We start from the raw sequence: 21832 nt of genomic DNA on the forward strand, positions 1-21832 counted from the left end.
AGTGATGTGCGATTCCCCAACCAACGTTTGGCGCAACTGTTTACGATGTTGCAAAACGAGACGCTGCCGCAGGATGAGCTGGCGCAGCGGTTGTCGGTTTCCACACGAACTGTTCGTGCTGATATTACAGCGCTCAACGCCCTGCTGACTCAGCACGGCGCGCAGTTTATCCTCAGCCGGGGCAACGGTTATCAGCTCAGGATCGATGACCCGGCAAGCTATCAGTCCCTGCAATCGCAGCAGCCCAGCGCGCTGCGAATTCCGCGCACCAGTCAGGAACGCGTACATTACCTGATGGTACGTTTTCTGACATCCGCCTTTTCTCTCAAACTCGAAGATTTAGCTGATGAATGGTTTGTCAGTCGGGCGACGCTACAAAACGACATGGCAGAAGTGCGTGAATGGCTGCAACGCTATCATTTGACGCTGGAAACGCGTCCGCGCCATGGCATGAAACTGTTCGGCAGCGAGATGGCGATCCGCGCCTGCCTGACCGACCTTCTCTGGACGCTGGCGCAGCAGGATCCCGCTAATCCGCTGGTGACCGAAGAGGCGCTGTATGCCGGGGTGCCATCGCAGCTTCAACCGCTGCTTGAGGAGATTTTCAATCGCTTCCATATTCGCCTTACTGACGAAGGCGAGCTGTTTTTACGTCTGTACTGCGCGGTCGCGGTACGCCGTATCAGCGAAGGGTATCCGTTGTCGGAATTCACCAACGAAGAGGTGGAAGAGAACGTGTGCCTGGCGGCGCGTGAGATTGCCGCTGTCGTGCAGTATCTGGCAAATCATCCGCTGTCGGTGTCGGAAGAGAACTGGCTGAAGGTACATATCGCGGCGCGGCAGGTGCAGGAGATTGCGCCCAGTGCGATCAATGCCGACGACGAGGAAGCGCTGGTCAATTACATCCTGCGGTTTATCAACAGCCAGTACAACTATAACCTGTTGAATGATAACCAGCTTCATGCGGATTTACTCACTCACATCAAAACGATGATCACCCGGGTGCGCTATCAGATCATGATCCCGAACCCGCTGTTGGAGAACATCAAGCAACACTATCCCATGGCATGGGATATGACCCTGGCGGCAGTCTCCAGTTGGGGTAAATACACCCCTTACGCCATCAGCGAAAACGAGATCGGCTTTCTGGTGTTACACATCGGCGTTGGGCTTGAACGTAGTTACAACATCGGTTACCAGCGGCAGCCAAAAGTTCTGCTGGTCTGCGACACGGGAAATGCGATGGTGCGGATGATTGAAGCGGTACTGGCGCGCAAATATCCGCAGATCGAGATTGTAAACACGCTGACGCTGCGTGATTACGAACAGCGCGAGAGTATCGCGGAGGACTTTGTGATCGCCACGGCGCGGATCGGTGAGAAAGACAAGCCGGTCGTGCAGATCGCCCCGTTTCCTACCGACTATCAACTGGAGCAGATCGGTAAGTTAGTGCTGGTAGACAGAACCCGTCCGTGGATGCTGAACAAATACTTCGATGCCGCGCATTTTCGTATTATCGAAGGCGAGATGGACCAGCAGACGCTGTTTAAAACCTTGTGCGATCAGTTGCAGCGTGAAGGGTTTGTCGACGCGGAATTCCTCGATTCGGTGGTGGAACGTGAGGCGATTGTCAGCACGATGCTCGGTGACAGCATTGCGCTGCCGCACGCCCTCGGACTGCTGGCGAAAAAAACGGTGGTCTACACGGTGCTCGCCCCGCAGGGTATCGCCTGGGGGGACGAAACCGCACATGTGATCTTTTTACTCGCTATCAGTAAAAGCGAGTACGAAGAGGCAATGGCCATCTACGATATCTTTGTCACTTTCCTGCGTGAACGCGCTATGACGCGACTGTGCGGCAGCCAAAACTTCGCCGAGTTTAAAGCGGTGGCAATGGAGTGTGTGAGTCGTTTTTGATGGGAGGGGCAGGAAAGACGGAAAGCAGATGCTGTCCGCCATAGTGTTTACCGTAAATGATGGACAACCTGGTTGCTGCTGCCGCGCCAGATCAGCGCCGGGTCTTTCAGATCCTGCACAAATTTGCCGTCCACCAGCACGTTAATGAGGTCCACAACCTGCATTTGCGCGGCGTTGAGTTCATCCAGCTTATAGCCGGTCCACACCCAGATATCTTTACCTGCACATTCAGCACGAATGCGCTGCACCAGCTTCAGGATATCCGGTACGTTCTGCGGATGAAGCGGATCGCCGCCGGAAAGGGAGATCCCCTGGCGGTGGATCCGCGTATCGTTTAGATCGCTAATGATCTGGTCTTCCATTGCTTTTGTGAATGGCTGACCGGAATTCAGCCGCCAGGTGCTTTTGTTGTAGCAGCCAGGGCATTCGTGCACGCACCCTGAAACAAACAGGGTGCAGCGGGTACCGGGGCCGTTAACGATATCGACGGGATAATACTGGTGATAATTCATTTTTCCTCGTTGCATTTGGCGCTGTAGCTGTGTTGGCCGCTCTCACTCACCCGGGTCACTTACTGATGTAAGCTCCCCGGGATTCGTTCGTTTGCCGCCTTGCTACAACACCAACTGCTTAGAGGAAAACCACGACATTGGAACTGTAGTTAGCGGTAGTAGGCCGGATAAGGTGCTTGCACCGCCATCCGGCAACATTGTGATGCCTGATGGCGACGCGATGGCGTCTTATCAGGCCTACGGCCTTTGCAAACGGAAATTAACCGATCTGCCCATTCCCTAAATGTTTAACGCGACGCTTCACTTCTTCTTGTTTACCGGCGTTAAACGGACGTGCGTCCGGGCTGCCTAAATAACCGCAGACGCGGCGGGTTACCGACACGCGTGCCGCGTCGTGATTACCGCATTTCGGACAGGTGAAGCCTTTGCTGGTGCATTCGAATTCACCGGTAAAGCCGCACTCGTAGCATTCATCGATTGGCGTATTGGTGCCGTAATACGGCACATGCTGATAGCTGTAGTCCCAGACATCTTCCAGCGCTTTCAGGTTGTGCTGGATGTTCGGGTATTCGCCATAGCAAATGAAGCCACCGCTCGCCAACGGCGGGTAAGGCGCTTCAAAATCGATTTTGTCGTACGGGTTCACCTTCTTCTCCACATCAAGGTGGAAACTGTTGGTGTAGTATCCTTTATCGGTGACGCCCGGCACGACGCCAAACTCGGCGGTATCCAGACGGCAGAAGCGGTCACACAGGTTTTCACTCGGCGTGCTGTACAGGCTAAAGCCGTAGCCGGTCTCTTCTTTCCATTTATCGACGGCCTGACGCAGATGCTCAACAATGGCAACCGCTTTCGCGCGCAGCGCTTCGCTGTCGTAGACATGCGTATCACCAAACAGGGCGTTGATGGTTTCGTGGATACCAATGTAGCCCAGTGAAATCGATGCACGACCGTTTTTGAAGATTTCCGCGATATCATCATCGGCTTTCAGACGTACGCCGCAGGCGCCTTCCATATAGAGGATCGGCGCGACGCGAGCTTTAACGCCTTCCAGACGGGCAATACGAGTCATCAGCGCTTTACGCGCCAGCGTCAGACGATCGTCCAGCAGTTTCCAGAACGTCGGCTCATCACCACCTGCTTCCAGCGCGATACGCGGCAGGTTAAGGCTTATCACGCCGAGGTTGTTACGCCCATCGTGAACCTGTTCGCCTTTCTCGTTTTCCCACACGCCGAGGAAGCTGCGGCAGCCCATCGGGGTTTTGAACGAACCGGTGACTTTCACGACCTGATCGTAGTTCAGGATGTCCGGATACATGCGCTTGCTGGCACACTCCAGCGCCAGTTGTTTGATGTCGTAGTTCGGATCGCCAAATTTGTGGTTCAGGCCGTCACGAATCGCAAACACCAGTTTCGGGAACACGGCGGTTTTGCGATTTTTGCCCAGACCGGCGATACGGTTACGCAAAATGGACTGCTGAATCAGGCGCGATTCCCAACTGGTGCCCAGGCCGAAACCAAAGGTCACAAATGGCGTCTGGCCGTTGGCGGTATGCAGCGTATTGACCTCATACTCCAGAGACTGGAAGGCGTCGTAGCACTCTTTCTCGGTACGGGAATGCGCGTAGCCGTCGGCATCCGGAATTTGCCACTCTTCCGCCGTCTTACGGTGCTTGTTAAAGCTGGCAGTCACGAATGGCGCCAGTACTTCATCAATACGGTTAATGGTGGTGCCGCCGTAAATATGGCTGGCGACCTGCGCGATGATTTGCGCGGTCACGGCGGTGGCGGTAGAGATGGATTTTGGCGGCTCGATTTCTGCGTTACCCATCTTAAAGCCCTGCGTCAGCATCCCTTTGAGATCGATAAGCATGCAGTTGAACATCGGGAAGAACGGGGAATAGTCGAGATCATGGTAGTGAATATCACCGCGCTCGTGCGCCTGTACCACATCACGCGGCAGCAGATGCTGACGGGCGTAGTGTTTGGCGACGATACCGGCCAGCAGGTCGCGCTGGGTCGGGATGACTTTACTGTCTTTATTGGCGTTTTCATTGAGCAACGCGGAATTGGTCTGTTCTACCAGGCCGCGAATTTCCTGGTTCAGACGACCGCGTTTCTCTCGCTGAATATCACGGTCATGGCGATATTCAATGTAGGCGCGCGCCAGCTGCTTGTAAGGGCCTGACATCAGTTGGTTTTCAACCGCCGTCTGGATCTCATTAATATCGACCTGGCTACGCGCGTCCATCTGGCTGCTAACGACTTCTGCGACGGTGGCGCAGTAATCTGCGTCATCGACTCCCGCTGCTTTAGCTGCACGCAGAATGGCTTCTTTGATGCGCTCTGATTTAAACGGCACTTTACAGCCATCTCGTTTCATCACATGCGGTGTCATGATCACTCCATAATGTATAAGAACAGGTTATCCACAGAGGCTCGGGAGGCGTTGATATGGTTATTCATCTCTCTATCCAATCACTTCCCGCAATCCAGTCCCATGTTATCCACAAAGTCACCTTGACTGTGGACATCATTGTTGTTGTAAATGTAGTTGATTAATACAACATGTTGGGGCGGATTGCATTTTAAGTTCTATATATAGTGATTTGCATCAAAAGTGTTTGCGATTTTTTTGATATAGCGCAAGGTAAAAAGCAGAGCGTACAGTTGGCGGGCGTTATAGCGATTGTAAATTGTGATATAGAAAAATCTGATTATTTATTCAACAAAAACAGTAAGCTAACGCGGGGCGACCTTTTTGCCCGGCATCGAGAGTTTGCCGGGCAAAATGTGTTCAGTTTATGACTTCTGCAACCACCAGATCGCTTCGAAAGGACGCAGCGTCATCGCCGTTGGCAGTGGTGAAACTTCATCATAGTTGTGCATCAACACCTGCCAGTTACCCCGGTACGATTCCGGGAACCAGGCCTGACATTCACCGCTCAGATTGGCAATGACCAGCAGCCGCTGTCCTTGCCACTCGCGCTGATAACACCATACGTGTGGGCTGTCTGGTAACAGATCCTGATAGTCACCCCAGGTCAACACAGGTTCGGATTTACGCAGCGCAATCAGCCGTTGATAGGTATAAAACACCGACGAATTATCGCCGAGCGCGTTCTCCACGTTGATGTCCGCGTAGTTATCGCACAGGGAGATCCACGGTTCACCCTGGCTGAAACCGGCGTTCTTGCGGTTATTCCACTGCATTGGCGTACGGCTGTTGTCACGGGATTTACTGGCCAGGATTGCCAGCAGTTCATTGGCATCGCGACCCTCCGCCCGCAGCCCGGCAAACATGTTATGGCTTTCCACATCGCGGTAGTCGGTGATCCGGGTGAAGTGAGGATTGGTCATGCCGATCTCTTCCCCTTGATAGATGTACGGTGTGCCCTGCATACCGTGCAGCACCATCGCCAGCATTTTCGCGGCCGGCACCCGATATACGCCTTCGTCACCAAAGCGCGACACAATGCGCGGCTGATCGTGGTTACACCAGAACAGCGCATTCCACGCGACGTTGTGCATTCCTTGCTGCCAGTGGCGGAACAGGGTCTTCAGTGCGACAAAATCGGGCTTCGCCAGCGTCCATTTCTCTCCATTGGGATAATCGACCTTCAGGTGATGAAAATTGAAGGTCATCGACAGTTCGCTACCGTCGAGCGCGGCGTAGCGCTGGCAATGTTCCAGCGTGGTGGAGGACATTTCACCGACCGTCATCAGCTTGCGCGGCGTAAAGACGTCGCGGTTCATCTCATGCAAAAATTCATGCGCTCGCGGCCCATCGGTATAAAAACGGCGACCGTCGCCGTCCAGGTCATTGGGGAAGCGCTGATCTTTGGAGATCAGGTTGACGACGTCCAGGCGCAGGCCATCCACGCCGCGATCGGCCCAGAATTCGCAGACTTTTTTCAGCTCGGCGCGGACGGCAGGGTTTTCCCAGTTCAGGTCCGCCTGTTCCGGGGCGAAGAGGTGCAGATAATACTGTTCGCTCTGGGCATGCCATTGCCAGGCGTTGCCGCCAAACTTGGAGTGCCAGTTATTGGGCAGCGCATCAGGCGTGCCGTCGCGCCAGATGTAAAACTCGCGATACGGGCTGTCTTTGTCGAGCGCTTCACGAAACCAGGCGTGCTGCGTGGAGGTGTGGTTAAACACCATGTCGAGAATAATGCGGATGCCGCGTGCTTTCGCCTGGGCGACCAGTTCATCGAAGTCATCCAGCGTACCGTAAGCGGGATCGATAGCGGTATAGTTAGCGACATCGTAGCCATTATCCACCTGCGGTGAGATATAGAACGGGGTCAGCCAGAGGGCATCTACGCCCAGTTTATGCAGGTAATCGAGGCGCTGCGTCACGCCGCGTAAATCGCCGGTGCCGCTGCCGGTCGTATCCTGAAAGCTTTTGGGATAGATCTGGTAGATGACGCCGTTTTGCCACCAGTGGGGAAGGGTATTCATAGTCAATTCCTGGTTATGCGAGGGGCGCAAGTGCGCCCCGAATAAAATCAGACAATCTGTAACGTGCCCTGACGGAATTTGCGCTGGTAAACCATAGAAGTCAGCACGATCGGGATGACAATGGCGATGGCTATCGCGACGGCGTAGACCTGCCAGTAAGTCGGTTGGATAGAAAGGATGCCCGGCAGGCCGCCAACGCCAATACCGTTCGCCATCACCCCGTACAGGCCGCAGAGCAGACCGGCGAGACCGGAGCCGATCATTGCGCAGAGCATCGGGAAGCGGTATTTCAGGTTGATACCGTACATTGCTGGTTCAGTGACCCCGAGATAGGCGGAGATCGCGGCAGGAACGGAGATCTCGCGTTCGTTCTGTTTACGGCTGGCGATAATAATGCCGACCACCGCAGACGCCTGCGCGATGTTGGAAAGGGCAATCAGCGGCCATACCGGCGTTCCTCCCATGCTCTGGATCATCTGCATGTCGATGGCGAGCGTGGTCTGGTGCACGCCTGTAATCACCAGTGGGGCGTACAGGAAGCCAAACAGCGCGGCACCAATCGGCGCGAAGCTGCCGGTCATCAGATGGCGAACCGCAAAGGCCACACCGTCGCCAATCAAGCGGCCAAACGGACCGATCAGCGCATGAGCGAGGAAGACCGCGAGGATCAATGAACACACCGGCACCACCACGAGATACAGATAATCCGGCACGATGCGTTTCAGGCGCGTTTCAATCACGCCCAGCGCCAGGCCAGCCAGCAGCGCCGGAATGACCTGCGCCTGATAGCCTACTTTCGCGATGGTGAACAGCCCGAAGTTCCATACTTCCGGTACCTGTTGCCCCAGCAGATACGCGTTCATCAACTGTGGCGATACCAGCGTAACGCCAAGCACGATGCCAAGGATCGGCGTACCGCCCATTTTTTTCACCGCCGACCAGCAGATGCCCACCGGCAGATAGAAGAAGATGGCTTCGCCAATCAGCCACAGGAAGTCATAAATCGTTTTCAGCGCCGGATACATCTGCGCCAGCGTCTGGCCGTTGCTCATTGGCAGGTCGCCAATGACGTTGCGGAAACCTAAGATCAAGCCTCCGCTAATCAGCGCCGGCAGTAGCGGGAAGAAGATTTCAGCGAAATGGGAGATGAGTTGCTCATGCCATTTCATGTTCTGACGAGCCGCTTTTTTCGCCTGCTCTTTATCGGCGTGCGCCTGCCCGGAGGTGGCCAGCAGCGCCTTGTAATAATCGCCAACCTCGGTGCCAATCACCACCTGGAACTGACCGGCGTTGGTAAAGCAGCCTTTGACCATCGGTAAGGCTTCAATTTCTTTCGGTCTGGCGTTTGCTGGCTGATTCAGCACAAAGCGCAGGCGCGTAATACAGTGACTCACGGTGGCGATATTCTCTCGCCCGCCTACCAGCTCTATCAGCCGGTCAATATCCGCTTGTTTAACTTTGCTCATCATGAAGCCTCGTGGCGATGACTGTGAAAAGGGGGGTTATGCGATGGCCACAGAGTATATCCGGGATAAAAAATTAAAAATGGGAACGTTCCCGAAACGCAGCGAAGATCACAAATTATCGTTCAGAAAGCGATCAGCAATGCTTCAGGAAAGGGTGGAAGGAATGACGATCTGGCGCAGCTCGCTGCGTCCGTTGATCTGCTCGATCAACTGGGAAGCCGCCTGGCGTCCGGCTTCGGCATAACCGGGATCGACCGTGACGATCTCCGGATGCAGGAATTTCATCAGCGGCGTATTACCGACGCTCGCCAGTTGCAGATTATCGACCCGCTGTTCTTGCAAATATTTACTGGCACCGAGCGCGAGAGTATCCGTGGCGCAGACCAGCGCGGTAGTGTCTGGTGTAATGACGCTCGCGGCATGCTCATAGCCTTGCTTCATCGCCAGACCCGGCAGGGCCGCGACGGGATGTAACTTATGTTGTTTGCAAAACGCGAGATAGGCGTCATGGCGGCGCTTCCCGGTGGTGACGTCGCTGTGCGGCACACCGAGAAAGCTGATGTGGCGATGCCCCTGATCGTACAGGCGTTGCATCAGGATTTTAATCGCCCCGTCGTCGTCGTAGCAGACGGAGGCAAAGCCTTTCGCATCACGAGCCAGCAGCACCAGCGATGCCTGCCACGGGGCGATCATCGTGTCCGTGATGCCGGTAAAACCGAACAGCACCACGCCGTCGATATTGCGGCGTTTCAGCATACCTAAGTGTTCTTCCACTTTTTCCGGGGAAAACTGACTTTCCATCATGATCGGATCGTAACCCTGCTCATAAAACACCGGCAGCATCGTCTGTACGGCAAGGTTTTCCGACAGGGAGTCGAGACGGGTCACAATGATGGCGACGACTTTATCGCTCTGGCCCCGCATGGCGCGGGCTGAACGGGAAGGAGAAAATCCGTGCTGATTCATCACGGCTTCGACACGCTCGCGAGTCCGTTCACTGACGCCGCTTTCGTTGTTCAGCACACGGGAAACGGTGGATTTCCCCACGCCGCTTAAGCGGGCGATGTCTTTGATAGTCAGCCGATTTTGCATCCTGTTTTCCCGTGGTACGCAACAAAAGATGATAAGAGGGTAACTTTACTTATAGAAACCACAATGGGCAAAGTCTGGTTTATACACGTCATCCTTCACGCTGCTTTTGCGTTGGCGTAGTTCATTTTCTGCCGGGATGCGAACCGAATGTTTTTGTGTATATGTTTTGTTTAATTGCCGGGGGTTATTATAACGCCATAAATGCCACAAATATTATGATCTACAACTTATTATCTGTGAGCTAACTCATTCAATTACCGGAGGCTTTATGGATCCCGATCCCACCCCTCTCCCGACCTGGAGAACACGCGCTTTCCGGTAAGCCTGCCTTTCGCTGTCTTACCGGTGATGTAAGACAGTGACGCATTAACGTCCCTGTTTAAAAATGATGTTACCTGTCAGGTAAGGTTTTGCCACGCCTGAAGGATATTTCTGCGCCTGTCTTATTGGCGCGGAGGGGCTTCCTATGTTTAAAAATATCACTCGCCAGCTGTTTGCCCGGCTTGGCCGCCATTTGCCCGATCGCCTGGTGCACCGCGATCCATTACCTAATGCACAGTCGATTGCCAGCACCCCGATACCTTCTTCACTGAGTGAACACTGCCTGAAAGTGGCCGTGATGGATGAAAAGACGCTATGGAAAACGTTTCATGCGCATCCGGAAGGACTCAATGTGGCAGAGGTGAACGCCGCCCGCGAACAACACGGTGAAAACCTTCTGCCGACCCAGAAACCGTCACCGTGGTGGAAGCATCTGTGGACCTGTTATCGCAACCCGTTCAATATGTTGCTGACTCTTCTGGGCGCGATCTCGTATGCCACGGAAGATCTGTTCGCCGCCGGGGTGATCGCTCTGATGGTGGTGATTTCCACGCTGCTTAACTTTGTCCAGGAAGCGCGCTCCACCAAAGCGGTAGACGCGCTGAAAGCGATGGTCAGCAACACCGCGACGGTGCTGCGGGTCATCAATGAGAAAGGGGAAAACGGCTGGGTGGAGCTGCCTGGCGATCAACTGGTGCCCGGCGACATCATCAAGCTGTCGGCGGGGGACATGATCCCGGCCGATCTGCGGGTGATTCAGGCGCGAGACCTGTTTGTTGCTCAGGCGTCATTAACCGGCGAATCGCTGCCAGTGGAGAAAGTGGCGCACACCCGCGACGCCAGCCAAAGCAACCCGCTTGAGCGCGATACCCTGTGCTTTATGGGCACTAACGTGGTGAGCGGCACGGCGCAGGCGATGGTTATCGCCACCGGCGCCCATACCTGGTTTGGTCAACTGGCGGGGCGCGTCAGCGAACAGGAAAGCGAGCAAAACGCGTTCCAGAAGGGGATCAGTCGCGTCAGTATGCTGTTGATTCGCTTTATGCTGGTGATGGCGCCAGTGGTGCTGCTCATTAACGGTTATACCAAAGGTGACTGGTGGGAAGCGGCGCTGTTTGCGCTCTCCGTCGCCGTAGGCCTGACGCCGGAAATGCTGCCGATGATTGTCACTTCGACGCTGGCACGCGGCGCGGTGAAACTGTCCAAGCAAAAAGTGATCGTCAAACATCTGGATGCCATTCAGAACTTCGGCGCGATGGACGTTCTGTGCACCGATAAAACCGGCACGCTGACCCAGGATAAAATCGTGCTGGAGAATCATACGGATATCTCCGGTAAGCCCAGTGAACGCGTTCTGCACGCGGCATGGCTGAACAGCCATTACCAGACCGGACTGAAAAATCTGCTGGATACCGCCGTGCTGGAAGGTGTGGATGAAGGCGCTGCGCGCACGTTGTCTACCCGCTGGCAGAAAATTGATGAGATTCCGTTTGATTTTGAGCGCCGCCGGATGTCGGTGGTGGTGTCAGAAGAGACGGATGTGCATCAACTGGTGTGCAAAGGCGCGTTGCAGGAGATCGTCAGCGTCTGTACGCAAGTACGTCATAACGGCGAAATTGTGCCGCTGGATGACAACATGCTGCGTCGAGTGAAGCGCGTGACTGATACGCTGAACCGTCAGGGGCTGCGCGTGGTCGCCGTGGCGACCAAATACCTGCCAGCGCGGGAAGGGGATTACCAGCGTATTGATGAATCCGATCTGATCCTTGAAGGTTACATCGCCTTCCTCGATCCGCCGAAGGAAACGACCGCACCGGCGCTGAAAGCGCTGAAAGCCAGTGGCATTACCGTGAAGATCCTGACCGGCGACAGCGAACTGGTCGCCGCGAAGGTATGCCATGAGGTAGGTCTGGATGCCGGAGAGGTGATTGTCGGAAATGATATCGAAGACATGAGCGACGACGCGCTGGCCGCGTTGGCTCAGCATACTACGCTGTTCGCACGCCTGACGCCGATGCATAAAGAGCGGATCGTCCGCCTCCTCAGACGTGAAGGGCACGTGGTGGGCTTTATGGGCGACGGAATTAACGACGCGCCAGCGCTACGTGCGGCGGATATTGGTATTTCGGTGGATGGCGCGGTCGATATCGCCCGTGAAGCGGCCGATATTATTCTGCTGGAAAAGAACCTGATGGTGCTGGAAGAAGGCGTAATTGAAGGGCGTCGTACGTTCTCCAATATGCTGAAGTATATCAAAATGACCGCCAGTTCTAACTTTGGTAACGTCTTTAGCGTGCTGGTGGCGAGCGCCTTTTTACCGTTCCTGCCCATGTTGCCGCTGCACTTGCTGATTCAGAACCTGTTGTACGATGTATCTCAGGTGGCGATCCCGTTTGATAACGTTGATGATGAGCAGATCCAGAAACCGCAGCGCTGGAATCCGGCGGATCTGGGCCGTTTTATGCTCTTTTTTGGCCCGATCAGCTCCATCTTCGACATTCTGACATTCTGCCTGATGTGGTGGGTATTCCACGCCAATGTGCCGGAAGCGCAAACGCTGTTCCAGTCTGGCTGGTTTGTGGTGGGGCTGCTGTCGCAAACGCTGATTGTGCATATGATTCGTACGCGCCGCGTGCCGTTCATTCAGAGTCGCGCTGCCTGGCCGCTGATGCTGATGACGCTGGTGGTAATGATTGTGGGAATTGCGCTACCGTTCTCACCGCTGGCAGGTTATCTGCAATTGCAGGCGTTACCGCTGAGTTATTTCCCCTGGTTAGTGGCGATTCTGGTGGGATATATGACGTTAACGCAATGGGTTAAAGGCTTCTATAGCCGCCGCTACGGCTGGCAGTAAACAAAATAATGGCTGCTTCGGCAGCCATTCTCTTTTTTATCGCGCAAGAATATATTCTTTCCCTTCGTCGTGTTTTATTTTTTTTGAAAAACCAAAGAGGTGTGGTCGATCACAATTTAAGCCCGCTTCATGACATCTTTTTTCCAGGAAAAAGACCTTCATTGCAAAAATGAAACAGCGTGCTAAAAAAAATTCCATCCATCGTCATTTTATGAACATAATCATCGTAATACTTTGTTACACCGACGAGTCTGCCTGGGCAATGTCATTCCTTACTGTCCCTTTTAATTAAGGCGGCCCTCTATCCTGCAAGTCGTTTGTATTAATGAAAATTATAAACCTCTGGAGATGGAAAAATGAAACTGACCAAAACCTTGTTAAACCTGTGCGTGGGGACTGCTTTAGTATTGGCAGCGCAGGCGGCGTCTGCGCAAACGCTGCGTGCGGCAGATGTCCATCCGGCGGATTATCCGAACGTAGTTGCTGTGAAGCATATGGGCGAAAAACTCAGCGCCGCTACCGACGGACGTCTGGATATTAAAACCTTCCCGGGCGGCGTACTGGGGGATGAAAAGCAGATGATTGAACAGGCGCAACTGGGTGCGATTGATATTATTCGCGTGTCGATGTCTCCGGTTGCTGCCATATTGCCTGAGATTAACGTCTTTACGCTGCCCTATATCTTCCGCGATGAAGATCACCTGCATAAGGTTCTGGATGGGGCAATTGGTCAGGAAATTGGTGACCGGCTGACCGCCAACAGCCAGTCCCGACTGGTGTTTCTCGGCTGGATGGATGCCGGAACGCGTAACCTGATCACCAAGGCTCCGGTGGTGAAACCGGAAGACCTGAAAGGGATGAAAATCCGTGTTCAGACCAGCCCGGTCTCGCTCGATACCTTAAAAGCGATGGGCGCGAATGCGATCGCCATGGGAACCAGTGAGGTGTTCAGCGGGATGCAGACCGGGGTTATTGATGGCACAGAAAATAACCCGCCGACCTTTGTCGCGCATAACTATCTGCCGGTCGCCAAAAATTACACCTGGAGTAAGCATTTCATTATTCCTGAACTGTTCCTGTTTTCAAAAGCCAAGTGGGACAAGCTGAAAAAAGAAGATCAGGAATTAATTATTAAACTGGCAAAAGAAGCGCAAATAGAACAACGCCAACTCTGGGAAGCCTATAATGCGAAATCACTGGAAACCATGAAAGCAAATGGGGTGAATTTCCATGACATCGATACGGATTATTTTTATAAAGCCACACAGCCCGTCCGGGATCAATACGGTAAAGACCACCAGGATTTGATCAAGCGAATTCAGGATGTGAAGTAATTCATCAGGCGGATGACGGAGGTCATCTGCCTGAATCGGTTATTCGTTCGAGGTGATGATTATGGGTGAAGGTTATTCATCGGTAATGGATGTGCTGTATCGAATTTCAATGTGGATTGCCGGGCTGGCTTTATTGGTGATGGTGGCGGTTATTCCCGTGGGGATATTCGCGCGCTACGTGATGAACAGCGCGCTGTCCTGGCCCGAGCCGATCGCCATATTGTGCATGGTGACGTTCACTTTTATTGGTGCGGCGGTCAGCTATCGTGCGGGTTCGCATATTGCGGTCAGCATGGTAACCGATCGTCTTGGTGAAATGGGGCGTCGGATCTGTTTTATCGGTGCCGATCTGATGTTGCTGGCGATCAGTATTTTTATTCTTTGGTACGGTTCGACGCTCTGTTATGAGTTGTGGCAACAACCCGTGGCAGAATTCCCAATTTTGACTGCCGGGGAAAACTATCTTCCGCTCCCTATCGGTTCGGCGATCATGCTGCTTTTCATCATCGAGAAGATCTGCCGTGGCGCTCAGTATCAACGTCCTGTGGTCATGCTGGGTTCAACCAGTTGATGACCGAACCGACTTCATAGGGGAAAGCAAATGGATGCATTTATTCTCGTTTTTACGCTCGGCATCATGCTGGCGATTGGGGTGCCGGTGGCGTACGCGGTGGGGATCAGCGCGATCGTCGGGGCGTGGTATATCGATATCCCGCTGGAAGCGGTGATGATCCAGTTGACCAACGGCGTGAACAAATTCTCACTGTTGGCGATCCCGTTCTTTATTCTGGCCGGGGCCATTATGGCGGAAGGAGGCATTGCGCGTCGGTTAGTGAACTTTGCTTATATCTTTGTTGGCTTCATTCGCGGTGGTCTGTCGCTGGTGAACATTGTCGCATCAACCTTTTTTGGCGCGATCTCAGGATCGTCGGTGGCGGATACCGCATCGATCGGTTCAGTGATGATCCCTGAAATGGATAAGAAAGGTTATCCGCGAGACTTTGCCGCAGCGGTCACCGCCAGCGGTTCCGTGCAGGCAATCCTGACGCCGCCCAGCCATAACTCGGTGATCTACTCGCTGGCGACGGGCGGTACGGTGTCGATTGCCGCGCTGTTTATTGCCGGGATCCTGCCTGGGCTATTGCTGAGTTTTACCCTGATGGTAATGTGCGTGGGCTTTGCGCATAAGCGCGGCTACCCGAAAGGGGAGCGCGTGCCGTTCCGACAGGCATTGAAGATCTTTCTCGATACGCTGTGGGGGCTGATGACGGTCGTCATCATTATGGGCGGGATCCTTTCCGGTATTTTTACCGCGACGGAATCGGCGGCGATCGCCTGCCTGTGGGCGTTTTTCGTCACCATGTTTATCTACCGCGACTATAAGTGGTCTGAACTGCCGAAACTGATGTATCGCACTGTGAAGACCGTGACTATCGTGATGATCCTGATCGGTTTCGCGGCAGCGTTTGGCGCCATCATGACCTATATGCAACTGCCGATGCGCATTACCGAAGCGTTTACCAGTATCTCGGATAACAAGTATGTCATTCTGATGTGTATTAACATCATGCTGTTGCTGATTGGTACGCTGATGGACATGGCGCCGTTGATTCTGATCCTGACCCCTGTGCTGCTGCCGGTCACCAACGCCCTCGGCATTGATCCGGTACATTTCGGGATGATTATGCTGGTGAACCTGGGAATTGGCCTGATCACACCGCCGGTAGGGTCTGTGCTGTTTGTTGCCAGTGCGGTGAGTAAACAGAAGATCGAGCAGGTGGTGAAGGCGATGCTACCGTTCTACGCGGTACTGTTCCTTGTTCTCTTGCTGGTGACTTATATCCCGGCGATTTCGCTGTTCCTGCCGAAATTCTTTGGCGTGATGTGATAGTGATGCAGTGACGAAAATCCGGGCTGGTATGCCCGGATTTTTTTATCTTGTGTGGTCCATAACGACTAAATTTTTTCCGAAAGAAAGAATTACCGGTGTCATCTGACAAAATTGAGAACGCTGCAAATGTTACACTTTAAAAGTGTCTTTTTGTTAGAGATGATGATGTCAAATTATATATTAGGCCGTGAAGAACCGAAGCCTACTGCTGATATTGGTAGTGGGTCATGGTGCAGAGTGGGACATTTTTCAAATAAATTGTACTATTATAAATATTATATCGAAAAGGTGATTGATGGGAATTTATTTTTGAAATATAAGTATCCCTTCGCACAAAGTAATTTAAGACACTACCTTAAAAATACGGGAGAAGATTTACATGTTAACTTATCCGATATGATGAAAAAATCCGCGCAGTTAAAGAATAATTACATTAAGGAATTAAAAGCTGCAAAGCTATTCTGTCAGACCTTACCTCCTGGAGAACATTTTTTTACTTCTTCACATGTTAGTAGGAATGATTTTATTACCGATAACTCTGATTTATTTTATGCAATAGGTGGATATCAATACTGGGGAAAAGGGAAAGTAAATATTCAGGAGAATACGTATAGTAGTGTATTAACAAATAGCGACAGGCTATGTGATTACTTTATGCAGTTTCAGTTTGTGTTTTTTGATAGATACAACTGGAATGTGGGAAACAAAAAATTTGGGGTGAGATTAGGTAATGCCGTTCCTGTAAGTGATCATTTTATGGGGCGATTTCATCAGGAGTGCCTGGCCAGGGAATATAATATATCTGGTGTCATTGAAACCGAGGAAAATTGGCATGACTGAGAGCCGGTTCCTTGTGTATCTCAGAAAAATAGTCCTTATCACTACATTTGGCGCATTTTGTTATACAATTTTTGTAATTTCAGCGTGTTGGCCATCTCTGCATGAAAGCCATCAACTGTTGACTGTGCAATGGTGCCGTAATGATGATTCTGATGTTTACTATGCGGATAGTATATCCCGACATGGAATATATGTGTATCTGGAAAGAGCCTCCGGTAAAGTGATGGTAAGAGAGATGAATACCCCCCTGAATAGGCCATTTCAACCCTACAGATATATCTACACGCAAATTGCTCATGCAGATAACATTCGTTTGGCACTAACAAAGTGGGGGAGTATTGTCTGTCTGCAAGGGAATCAGGCTATTATTGGCTCATCTGGTTATGTTTTTTCATGGGGAGCATGATAAATGAGTTATTTTTTATGGCAGAATAAATTAAATTTATTATTACTGTTGTTCTTTTCAATTATCTGCATTTTTGTCACCGATTCTACCAATCGATATAATCATCTGGTCAGCTATAACGTTTATGGACGAGTAATTGTTACCTTAGAGAAAGTCCATAGTGAAGATAACGACGTTCTCCTGGCTAGCGTTTATAACTCACGAGTTAACTGGATTGTTGGTTGGCGTTGTTACTCCAGAAAGATAGAATCTCGTTCTAAAGACAAAATGGAAATTTACAACTGGACGGTTGAAAAATTCGCCAATAAAACGGTTACTTTATTGAAGAATACAAGACAGTTGACATTGTCAGTTGCAGATTGCAAATAATCTCTTTAATAAAGAGAACCCCGCAAGGGCAGAGTTCTCTTCTTATCGAATTTAACGACGAACGGCGATCGCTTCGATCTCGATCTTCACGTCTTTTGGCAGACGCGCGACTTCCACGCAGGAACGTGCCGGGAAGGTAGCGTTGTGTTCGGTGAAGAACGCTTCGTAAGTGGCGTTGACGGTCGCGAAATCGTTCAGATCTTTGACAAATACGGTTGTTTTCACGATGTCGCCTACTTTCAGGCCAGCGGCTTCAACGATAGCTTTCACGTTTTCCAGCGACTGACGCGCCTGCGCGGAGACGTCGTCCGACACGCTGCCGGTTTTCGGGTCAACCGGGATCTGACCGGAAGTGATGATCATGCTGCCCAGATCTACGCCCTGAACATATGGACCGATTGCTGCGGGTGCATTTTCCGTCGCGATAGTTTTGCTCATGATTTCTCCTGAAGTACAGCGGTTAATGAAATTTCTCTGGCATTATAGGGAGCCACGAATTTTTAACCAACTGCAATTAGTTGGCCAGCACCACATAATGAGAAAACTCTTTTTCGCAGTATTTGCATTTAAGTGCGATGTCATCCGCGCGTTTTTTCACTGAAAAACTGGAAGAAACCGGTTCAGCGTGGCTGATGCAGTTACTGTTCGGGCAGACCAGCACGCTGTCGATGTGGTCCGGCAGGCTTGGACGTGATTTACCCACCACGTCGTAGTTGTCGATACGGTTGACAGTAGCCTGTGGCGCATACAGTGACAGTTGATTAACCTGTTCGGCGGTCAGGAAGGTGTTCTCGATCTTAATCAGGTCTTTACGTCCCATTTCACCGGAAGGCAGATTAAGGCCGATAGTGATGCGCTGGTCGGTTTCGGTCAGCTTGAACAGAGTCAGCAATTTAAAGCCGATTTGCGCGGGAATATGGTCGATTACGGTGCCGCATTTGATCGCTTCAACCTGCAGTTTATTATCGTGTGTCATCTCGTTATCTCCCCTTACAGTGCCAAATCGCTAGTCAGAACCAGTGCCAGTAACGCCTGGCGCGCGAAAATCCCGTTGCCTGCCTGCTGGAAATACCAGGCGTGAGGCGTTTTATCCACGTCCGTGGCGATTTCATCTATACGCGGCAGCGGATGCAGTACCTTCATGTTTTCCCGCGCTCCCACCAGGTCGCTGGCGCGCAGGACAAACTGGGCCTTCACGTTGGCGTATTCTGAAGGGTCCAGACGCTCTTTCTGTACGCGGGTCATATACAGAATATCCACCTCCGCCATCACCTCTTCGATAGAGGCGTGCAGGCTCCAGGCAATGCCTTTTTCGTCCAGCATATCAAGAATGTACTGCGGCATTGCCAGCGCATCCGGGGCGATGAAGTAGAAGCGGTTGCCGTCAAACTTCGCCAGCGCCTGCGTCAGGGAATGCACGGTACGGCCATATTTCAGGTCGCCGACCATCGCCACATGCAGGTTGTTCAGACGCCCCTGCGTTTCCTGAATGGTGAACAGATCCAGCAGCGTTTGGGTCGGATGTTGATTTGAACCGTCACCCGCGTTCAGTACCGGCACCTTACCGGAGAATTCGGTCGCCAGACGCGCCGCGCCTTCCTGTGGGTGACGCATCACGATCGCGTCAACATAAGTGCTGATCACAGAGATGGTATCTGCCAGCGTCTCACCTTTCTTACCCAGCGACGTGTTGGCGCTGTCGGAAAAGCCGACCACGCTGGCGCCCAGGCGGTGCATGGAGGTTTCAAACGACAGGCGGGTACGGGTCGAGGCTTCAAAGAAGCAACTGGCGATGACCTTGTGTTTGAGCAGCTCCGGTTGAGGGTTCGCTTTTAATTTCGCCGCCGTCGCCAGCACCAGATTGAGGTCGTCGCGACTGAGGTCGTTTATGGAAATGATGTGTTTTTGATATAGCGGGTTAGCCATGTTTATCTCCTGACGCCAGGGCAAAAAAAAAGCCCCTCATTTGAGGGGCTGGGAATAGGTGAGCAACGGAAAGAAAAACGGCAGGCCAGCGTCTGTTTTCAGACGCGGTAAGACAGAATGTCGTACACACTGGACCATACTTCCTCCCGGCAAATTGTCCGCGATTATACTCAGCTCCGTTTGTGGATCAAGCAAAAAATGCCGTTTTTATTCAACGCAAACGGTTTTAATGAATATTAATTCATTTTTAGTAAGTAGTTAATCTGTTTGTGGACAAGGCCAGTGCGCTGCACCACCCGTGGCGCAACCCAGACAATACTGCTACCCGCTACCACACCCAGGATTTCCGGCAGGGCATGATAATCGAGGATCCGGGCGACGGCGCGGCCATAGCCTGCCGCCGTATGGATAAGGATAAATTCGCTGTTATGCTCCACGCTCACCACCATTTCAGAAATGGAACGGGCGGCATCGGGGGCTGGACGCAATTGCGGATTGACGGAATAAATTTTTTGTCCTTTCGTATTTCTAATTTTTATGACGCCAAGAATTTTCAGCAGGCGGGAAACCGTTGACTGGCTGATGGTTTCAAAGCCGTAGTTTTGCAGATCGCGGCGGATCTCCTCCTGTGAGAGATAGCTTTTTTCGCCAATCAGGCGCTGACAAACAGAGAGTTGTAGTTCTTCTTTTTCTGAAGCGGGTTGGTAAAGTTTCATCATCAGTTAGTCCAGTGTAATCAGCCGAAGATAACAACCTGTAGATCTGCCCAATGTTTCTATTTTTATTTGATGACGCACTAAGCAAATGTTCTCCATTTCAACCGGGATGTGTTTGATCGGCTTATTGAAATTTGACTGGAGCGCGCTTCAGCATCCTGACGGATGGCATCTGCATGAAAAAATATTCCACTTAGTCGTCTAAGGGAAGGCGGAGTTTTGCCGCTTCGTCTTCCCTGTGTTGACGTGCATCAACTGAGCGTGAGCACGCCGGTCGCCAACAGATAGACCGCGTAGATCCCTGCGACCACCACCATAATAGCCAGAACGATCTCTATTGGATTGAAAAGTCTTCCATTTTTCTCCTTCCGCGCCCAGACATAAAAAACGATACCGAGGGCGTAGAGGATCATCGACAGCAGCAGATATTCCATCCCGGCGGCATAGACCAGCCAGGCACCATAGAGTGTTGCCAGCGCGCCGATGATGATGTCGCGGGTGATGGAATGCTGTTCATCACGGTTATAACCGTCCTTCTGCCACGCCACTTTCAGGGCATACAAACCGCTGAGAAAATAGGGGATCAGGATCATTGAGGTGGCCAGCAGCAGCAGCGCAAGATACCCCGCCTGTTGGAAATGGGCGATGATCAGGAACAGTTGGGTCAGCCCATTGGTCAGCAGCAGCGCATTGACCGGCGCTTTGTTGGCGTTTTCTTTGCCCAGGAATTTGGGCATGGTGCCGTCTTTACCGGCCATATACGCCGTTTCCGCAGACAATAACGTCCAGGCCAGCAGCGCGGCGCCGACGGAAACGATAAGACCGATATTCATCAGGGCTGCGCCCCACGGCCCGACCGCCGCTGCCAGTACGCCTGCAGTAGAAGGGTTCTTCAACTGTGCGAGTTCTGGCTGAGACAGAACGCCGAGCGACAGCACCGAGACGGCGACAAACAGCAGGATTGAGATGAAAAATCCAATCATGGTGGCTTTACCCACGTCTGATTTTTTCATCGCCCGGCCCGAGTACATGGCGGCGCCTTCAATACCGATGAAAACCCAGGTGGTGACCAGCATGATGTTTTTCACCTGGTCCATAACAGAGCCAAGCTGTTCATTGCCCCAGAATTCAATCTTAAAGGTGCGAACCTGAAAGGCGACGCTGACCAGCACAACAAACATGATCAGAGGAACCACTTTCGCGACCGTGCCGATCAGATTGAGCAGGGCGGCACCCTGTACGCCGCGACAGATCAGGAAATGCAGACTCCAGAGCAGAATTGATCCCACAATCAGCGCAGAAAGGGTGGTGCCGTCGCCAAAGAAACCGAGCGCGCTGAAGGAGCCGAGTGCGGAACAGATCACCACATAGTATGAAACGTTGCCGATCCACGCCGAGATCCAGTAACCCCAGGCGGAGTTAAAACCGATGTACTCGCCAAAACCCGCGCGGGCATAACCATACACGCCGCCTTCCACTTCGCTTTTACGGTGCGCCAGGGTCTGGAAGACAAAGGCGAGGGTTAACATGCCGATAAAGGTAATTCCCCAGCCGATCAGGATCGCGCCAGCGCCTGCTTTGGCCGCCATGTTCTGCGGCAGAGAGAATACCCCGGCGGCGATCAGCGCGCTGACCACAAGCGCCGTTAGCGCCGGAAGTTTGAGCTTACCTTCGGACTGGGAGGTCGAAGCGTCCGCAGCCGGTTTGCTGGTATCAAGAGTAGTCAT

General features: G+C 52.4%; 17 protein-coding genes and 1 pseudogene. 7 read left to right on the forward strand and 11 right to left on the reverse strand.

All coding sequences use genetic code 11. The annotated features are described in order from the left end of the window. Positions 1-6: 6 nt before the first annotated feature. A complete protein-coding gene (locus tag C2U53_RS12985; protein ID WP_042999226.1) occupies positions 7-1917 on the forward strand; it encodes a transcription antiterminator in 1911 nt (636 codons plus the stop codon). 47 nt (positions 1918-1964) lie between these two features. Here C2U53_RS12985 and nrdG read toward each other — a convergent pair whose 3' ends face one another. The 5 genes from nrdG to treR all read right to left on the reverse strand — a co-directional run bounded on the left by nrdG (position 1965) and on the right by treR (position 9448). Further along, positions 1965-2429, reverse strand: a complete 465-nt coding sequence (gene nrdG / locus C2U53_RS12990; RefSeq protein WP_042999227.1) for an anaerobic ribonucleoside-triphosphate reductase-activating protein — start codon at positions 2427-2429, stop codon at positions 1965-1967. Between the two features lie 259 nt (positions 2430-2688). Further along, positions 2689-4827 (reverse strand): anaerobic ribonucleoside-triphosphate reductase, encoded by a 2139-nt coding sequence (gene nrdD / locus C2U53_RS12995; protein ID WP_042999228.1) that lies wholly within the window; start codon positions 4825-4827, stop codon positions 2689-2691. A 404-nt stretch (positions 4828-5231) separates the two neighbouring features. After that, the gene (gene treC, locus C2U53_RS13005; RefSeq protein ID WP_042999230.1) at positions 5232-6890 is read right to left on the reverse strand and encodes an alpha,alpha-phosphotrehalase; all 1659 of its coding nucleotides are present in this window, start codon (positions 6888-6890) and stop codon (positions 5232-5234) included. 47 nt (positions 6891-6937) lie between these two features. Next, positions 6938-8356: a PTS trehalose transporter subunit IIBC gene (gene treB / locus C2U53_RS13010; RefSeq protein ID WP_042999231.1), complete on the reverse strand. Its 1419-nt coding sequence runs from the start codon at positions 8354-8356 to the stop codon at positions 6938-6940. Between the two features lie 144 nt (positions 8357-8500). Further along, complete coding sequence (gene treR / locus C2U53_RS13015) at positions 8501-9448, reverse strand: trehalose operon repressor TreR (RefSeq protein WP_042999232.1); 948 nt, start codon at positions 9446-9448, stop codon at positions 8501-8503. Between the two features lie 466 nt (positions 9449-9914). Between treR and mgtA the strand changes: the two genes are divergently transcribed. The 6 genes from mgtA to C2U53_RS13040 all read left to right on the forward strand — a co-directional run bounded on the left by mgtA (position 9915) and on the right by C2U53_RS13040 (position 16688). Continuing rightward, the gene (gene mgtA / locus C2U53_RS13020; RefSeq protein WP_104445979.1) at positions 9915-12623 is read left to right on the forward strand and encodes a magnesium-translocating P-type ATPase; all 2709 of its coding nucleotides are present in this window, start codon (positions 9915-9917) and stop codon (positions 12621-12623) included. Positions 12624-12631: 8 nt separating this feature from the next. Further along, positions 12632-12796: a hypothetical protein gene (locus C2U53_RS29925; protein WP_155985524.1), complete on the forward strand. Its 165-nt coding sequence runs from the start codon at positions 12632-12634 to the stop codon at positions 12794-12796. A 183-nt stretch (positions 12797-12979) separates the two neighbouring features. Further along, on the forward strand, positions 12980-13957 hold the full coding sequence (locus tag C2U53_RS13025) for a TRAP transporter substrate-binding protein (protein ID WP_042999234.1): 978 nt from the start codon (positions 12980-12982) through the stop codon (positions 13955-13957). A 61-nt stretch (positions 13958-14018) separates the two neighbouring features. After that, positions 14019-14528, forward strand: a complete 510-nt coding sequence (locus tag C2U53_RS13030; RefSeq protein ID WP_042999235.1) for a TRAP transporter small permease — start codon at positions 14019-14021, stop codon at positions 14526-14528. A gap of 30 nt (positions 14529-14558) precedes the next feature. Next, positions 14559-15845 carry a TRAP transporter large permease gene (locus tag C2U53_RS13035; RefSeq protein ID WP_042999236.1) on the forward strand — a complete coding sequence of 429 codons (1287 nt, stop codon included), beginning with the start codon at positions 14559-14561 and terminating at the stop codon, positions 15843-15845. A 129-nt stretch (positions 15846-15974) separates the two neighbouring features. Continuing rightward, complete coding sequence (locus C2U53_RS13040) at positions 15975-16688, forward strand: hypothetical protein (protein ID WP_104445980.1); 714 nt, start codon at positions 15975-15977, stop codon at positions 16686-16688. A gap of 826 nt (positions 16689-17514) precedes the next feature. Here C2U53_RS13040 and ridA read toward each other — a convergent pair. The 6 genes and pseudogenes from ridA to arcD form a co-directional block, all read right to left on the reverse strand. Beyond that, a complete protein-coding gene (gene ridA, locus C2U53_RS13050) occupies positions 17515-17901 on the reverse strand; it encodes a 2-iminobutanoate/2-iminopropanoate deaminase (RefSeq protein WP_042999238.1) in 387 nt (128 codons plus the stop codon). A 76-nt stretch (positions 17902-17977) separates the two neighbouring features. After that, entirely contained in the window at positions 17978-18439 is a 462-nt protein-coding gene (pyrI, locus tag C2U53_RS13055) for an aspartate carbamoyltransferase regulatory subunit (protein ID WP_042999239.1), read from the reverse strand. Positions 18440-18453: 14 nt separating this feature from the next. Continuing rightward, the gene (gene pyrB, locus C2U53_RS13060; protein ID WP_042999240.1) at positions 18454-19389 is read right to left on the reverse strand and encodes an aspartate carbamoyltransferase; all 936 of its coding nucleotides are present in this window, start codon (positions 19387-19389) and stop codon (positions 18454-18456) included. Between the two features lie 2 nt (positions 19390-19391). Beyond that, positions 19392-19527 (reverse strand): annotated as a pseudogene (gene pyrL / locus C2U53_RS30735) (pyr operon leader peptide). A gap of 98 nt (positions 19528-19625) precedes the next feature. After that, a complete protein-coding gene (locus tag C2U53_RS13070; protein WP_043001817.1) occupies positions 19626-20105 on the reverse strand; it encodes an arginine repressor in 480 nt (159 codons plus the stop codon). A gap of 251 nt (positions 20106-20356) precedes the next feature. Further along, positions 20357-21832, reverse strand: coding sequence for an arginine-ornithine antiporter (gene arcD / locus C2U53_RS13075; protein WP_042999241.1), 1476 nt, complete (start codon positions 21830-21832; stop codon positions 20357-20359).

The organism is Citrobacter sp. CFNIH10 (assembly GCF_002934585.1).
Taxonomy (GTDB): domain Bacteria; phylum Pseudomonadota; class Gammaproteobacteria; order Enterobacterales; family Enterobacteriaceae; genus Citrobacter_A; species Citrobacter_A amalonaticus.

Coding starts and splice junctions, on each gene's coding strand:
- nrdD (WP_042999228.1), bottom strand. CDS start 4,827: ATGACACCGCATGTGATGAAACGAGATGGCTGTAAAGTGCCGTTTAAA.
- mgtA (WP_104445979.1), top strand. CDS start 9,915: ATGTTTAAAAATATCACTCGCCAGCTGTTTGCCCGGCTTGGCCGCCAT.
- C2U53_RS13070 (WP_043001817.1), bottom strand. CDS start 20,105: ATGAAACTTTACCAACCCGCTTCAGAAAAAGAAGAACTACAACTCTCT.
- treR (WP_042999232.1), bottom strand. CDS start 9,448: ATGCAAAATCGGCTGACTATCAAAGACATCGCCCGCTTAAGCGGCGTG.
- nrdG (WP_042999227.1), bottom strand. CDS start 2,429: ATGAATTATCACCAGTATTATCCCGTCGATATCGTTAACGGCCCCGGT.
- pyrI (WP_042999239.1), bottom strand. CDS start 18,439: ATGACACACGATAATAAACTGCAGGTTGAAGCGATCAAATGCGGCACC.
- C2U53_RS13040 (WP_104445980.1), top strand. CDS start 15,975: ATGTTACACTTTAAAAGTGTCTTTTTGTTAGAGATGATGATGTCAAAT.
- treC (WP_042999230.1), bottom strand. CDS start 6,890: ATGAATACCCTTCCCCACTGGTGGCAAAACGGCGTCATCTACCAGATC.
- C2U53_RS29925 (WP_155985524.1), top strand. CDS start 12,632: ATGGCTGCTTCGGCAGCCATTCTCTTTTTTATCGCGCAAGAATATATT.
- treB (WP_042999231.1), bottom strand. CDS start 8,356: ATGAGCAAAGTTAAACAAGCGGATATTGACCGGCTGATAGAGCTGGTA.
- ridA (WP_042999238.1), bottom strand. CDS start 17,901: ATGAGCAAAACTATCGCGACGGAAAATGCACCCGCAGCAATCGGTCCA.
- pyrB (WP_042999240.1), bottom strand. CDS start 19,389: ATGGCTAACCCGCTATATCAAAAACACATCATTTCCATAAACGACCTC.
- C2U53_RS13035 (WP_042999236.1), top strand. CDS start 14,559: ATGGATGCATTTATTCTCGTTTTTACGCTCGGCATCATGCTGGCGATT.
- arcD (WP_042999241.1), bottom strand. CDS start 21,832: ATGACTACTCTTGATACCAGCAAACCGGCTGCGGACGCTTCGACCTCC.
- C2U53_RS13025 (WP_042999234.1), top strand. CDS start 12,980: ATGAAACTGACCAAAACCTTGTTAAACCTGTGCGTGGGGACTGCTTTA.
- C2U53_RS13030 (WP_042999235.1), top strand. CDS start 14,019: ATGGGTGAAGGTTATTCATCGGTAATGGATGTGCTGTATCGAATTTCA.